This is a genomic window from Planktothrix sp. FACHB-1355, assembly GCF_014748295.1.
Taxonomy (GTDB): Bacteria; Cyanobacteriota; Cyanobacteriia; order Cyanobacteriales; family Aerosakkonemataceae; genus Aerosakkonema; species Aerosakkonema funiforme_A.
Genome location: NZ_JACJUP010000695.1, coordinates 1 through 3,756, shown reverse-complemented (window position 1 = coordinate 3,756; position 3,756 = coordinate 1). Strand labels below are relative to the sequence as shown.

The window sequence follows — 3,756 nt, the reverse complement described above, 5'->3', positions numbered from 1 at the left end:
CATTGACAAACCAGGCTTCTTCCACACGGAATGGACTAAGGCTGCGGAAGAATCCGTACAAACTTCCACACCTCGACCTCTGCAAGCCCAAGAACCACAGACGGCTGCACGCACTACCGTAGGTTCGGCTGAATAAAGTTGTAGGGTGGGCCATGCCCACCCTTGTTGTCGGGATTTTTGATAAAACCAATGTGAAAGCTTCAATCACAACGCCAAATTTTAATTGATTTGTCGCTGCTACCACTCACAAGTAACTGACCATCTGGGCTAATAGCGATCGCATTCACAGCTTTTGTGTGCCCAACCAAATTATCCAACAGCAAATGTGGATTAAATCGCAAAAAAAACTTGGTACAGTAGCCAAGCGGCGACAGAAAGAGTCCAAAAATTGAGAGCCGAGTATTGGGAAAAAATCAAACAGATCGAGCCAGAAAATCTCGTGTTTTTGGATGAAACAGGCATTTTAATAGGTTCGATCGGAACTCATGCTCGTTCATATCCAGGCACAAGATTAACCGAACTAAACCCATTTTATCGAGCCGCTAAAGTGACAGCTATTGGCGCAGTTAGTATTAACAAAGTACTCGCATTGATGACAATAAATGATTCAATATATGGGTGGGCATTTGCCGTATTTATTGAGAAATTTTTATGTCCTCAATTATGGGTAGGAGCGATAGTAGTAATGGATAATTTACCTGCTCATAAACTAGCATCTATTGAGCCGATGATTCAATAAATAAATAAAAAAATAAAAATAATTCCCACAAGGAAAAGAACACTCAATAACAAAATTTTTACAAAAAATAACATTATCGTTATCCAAGTTATTGAAAATAATATTCCTAGCCACCGCTTTTCCCTGGGTATAATAATTTGCATAAAATCATTTGTTTGTCTAATTTTATATCTGTTTACTCTATTTTGTGTGTTTTTTATCATGGCTTTAAGACAGCAATTTCGCTCCGCAAGATTGGCAAAAGATTGTCTCAGTTGAGTTGCAGGTAGGTTTTTGGCAATTTGGATGGAGGCAATAGCTCATAACCTTTTTAAATTTTAGGTTTTAGATTTTAGATTGATTAAAGTTTTGTCTGAGGTGAGTGCCAACATTTTGGCATTCCTCTGGCTTATAGGCAAATGGAATCAACCGATCTCGTCTGATGGTAAGTATTCCTCAAATATATTTTCGGCCTACTGCGATCGCACTTAACTGCTAACTTGAATATGGCAAGCCCTCACACTGGGTAAGGTGTCGCTCAATTGAATCCATGCTAAACTCCTTCAATCCACTCAAAACTGATTTCTCAACGTCTAAAACTATCCAAACGCCTCACAGCGGCTATCATTGGGACGGTAGCGATCGCCGTTTTTTTGAAGGTTGGTACTATCGCGTCACGTTACCGCAGCAGGGCCAAACTTTTGCCTTCATGTATTCGATCGAAGACCCCATCGGCGGTAAACTCTACAGTGGCGGTGCAGCCCAAATTCTTGGCCCCGATGATGAATACATTTGTCGCACTTTCCCAGATCCAAACAAATTTTGGGCGTGGCGGGATGCGCTGGGTTTGGGTCATTGGGGCAAAATCAACTCAGAAACCCCATTTTTCAAAGAAACCCGCTTTCTCGACCCAGCAGAATTCGATCGCCACATTCGAGAAGGTTATCAAGCAACAGCTACTTGGCATCAAGGTTTGATTCGCGATCCCGGTTCTGGTGGGTATTGTCGTTGGCAATATGAAATTAAGCCTGTGTATGCTTGGGGAAATAAAGGAGAACAACAGCAATCTACAGCAGGAATTTTGTCTTTTTTACCGATATTTGAACCTGGATGGCAAATATTGATGGCTCACGGACTGGCGACAGGTGCGATCGAATGGAATGGCAAACTCTACGAATTCACAGACGCACCCGCTTACAGCGAAAAAAACTGGGGTGGTGCCTTTCCGCAAAAGTGGTTCTGGGTAAACTGCAATTATTTTGATGGCGAATCAGACCTCGCCCTCACCGCAGGCGGCGGTAAGCGTGGCGTGCTGTGGTGGATGGAATCTGTAGCGATGATAGGCATTCACTATCGCGGCAAATTCTATGAATTCGTGCCTTGGAACTCACAAGTAAGCTGGGATATTCAACCTTGGGGTAGATGGCAAATGCAGGCTAAAAATAACCAGTATGAAGTAGAGTTAACAGGCATCACCGACCTACCCGGAACACCTCTGCGTGCGCCTACCGAAAAGGGATTGCAATTCGCCTGTCGCGACACTATGCGGGGTCATTTGAGTCTGGAACTGCGAGAAAGGCTCAACGGCAAATCTAAAATCATCCTGAAAGCAAATAGTTCTCTCTGTGGATTGGAAACAGGTGGCAGCCCTTGGGATAAATCCTGGCAGTCCAATTAATATTTCTTCTGCTATCATATTTTTGTACCTGGGGCTGTAGCTCAGATGGATAGAGCGAGCGCCTCCTGAAATATCGGGCACTCCTAGAGGAAACTCTGCGAGTGAATGTGGTCAAATTCGGTGAACCCTAAAGAGTGAGAAGGCCATTATCAAACTCCCAGTGATGGTTAGGGCAAAGCGCTACCAGATTATCGATATCGTTAATTACGGAGATCGGCGTATCGTCCGGAAAATCCTTGATAGGTTTTCTATGACATACTTCGTAGTACCTTTCATATCCACATACGATACACTTCTTAGCTTTATCCGATTGACGATAGACAGATCTGGCAACTTGACGAACTCTGGCCGAATGCTGGTACAGAGCCTTCCCTTTAACATCTCGAAGAGTAATAATCGACCAATCAACGTAAAAAGGATTACAAGCATCGCAGGTACTCCTACCGCTTATGATGCTTATTCCACAATGTTTGCAGTGTTTTTGTTGCTTACTTCTTTTAGGATATTTCCTATTGTTGAAGGCAGCAGCACATGACCGACTGCAAAAAGCTGGATTGGTTGTCTCTTTACCACAACGCTTACACTTCATGGGAATACCGAGCCAAGCCTGAATCGAAATAAAAAAACATTATACAGTTCGATTCAAGAAGGTGTAGAGACTAGATGGCCACCACCTAAAGGCTGCCAGCCTATGGTGAAGGTATAGTCCAGAGAGTGGGGAAACTCACACAAATCTGAAGCGCTAGGTCATGGGTTCAAGTCCCATCAGTCCCGTACAAATCAAATGGCAGTTAAAAATAATATTTCAAAATAAGCTGAAGGTGATAATCTGGGAGCCATACCTACGGCTAGGACAAAAATCCTCAGCTTATTGTTTATCATTAATGCCACTTGACTGTCTGCATGGTTTTAAGAACTTCTCCCAGTCACCGACGTTACAAACTGAAGAAGACCTCGCCTTCTAAACCGCGCTCAAAGCGTAGATTTTTGGTAGCGTTGACGGTTCCTATTGTGCTTTGGTTTGGCTACAAACAAGTTAGAAGCCTAGAGCCACCCCAGGCAGTTTTAATGTTAGGTGGTTCGACTCCCGCATTGGAGCGAGAAAGGTTTACAGCAAAGTTTGCCAGTCAACATCCAAATTTACATATTTGGATTTCTTCTGGTGGCCCAGGTAGCTACAATAATTACGTCAAAAAAGTTTTTGTCAAAGCCGGTGTTGACTTAAATCGCTTGCATTTGGACGAACAAGCTGTAGATACGGTTACTAATTTCACCACTTTAGTTGATGAGTTAAAAGCTCGTGGTGTCAACAGCGTCTACTTGATTACTTCCGATTACCATATGCGCCGCGCTCAAGTTG

General features: G+C 43.2%; 4 protein-coding genes. 3 read left to right on the top strand and 1 reads right to left on the bottom strand.

The genetic code is table 11. From position 1 onward, the window contains the following. Window positions 1–200: 200 nt before the first annotated feature. On the bottom strand, window positions 201–308 hold the full coding sequence (locus H6S82_RS23220) for a WD40 repeat domain-containing protein (RefSeq protein WP_347339535.1): 108 nt from the start codon (window positions 306–308) through the stop codon (window positions 201–203). Window positions 309–388: 80 nt separating this feature from the next. Between H6S82_RS23220 and H6S82_RS23215 the strand changes: the two genes are divergently transcribed. From H6S82_RS23215 to H6S82_RS23200, 3 genes are all read left to right on the top strand, one after another. Further along, window positions 389–739, top strand: coding sequence for a transposase (locus tag H6S82_RS23215; RefSeq protein ID WP_190465921.1), 351 nt, complete (start codon window positions 389–391; stop codon window positions 737–739). 529 nt (window positions 740–1,268) lie between these two features. Next, window positions 1,269–2,396, top strand: a complete 1,128-nt coding sequence (locus H6S82_RS23210) for a tocopherol cyclase family protein (RefSeq protein ID WP_190465923.1) — start codon at window positions 1,269–1,271, stop codon at window positions 2,394–2,396. A 996-nt stretch (window positions 2,397–3,392) separates the two neighbouring features. After that, on the top strand, window positions 3,393–3,756 hold a 364-nt coding region (locus H6S82_RS23200), incomplete at its 3' end, for a YdcF family protein (protein ID WP_242057080.1).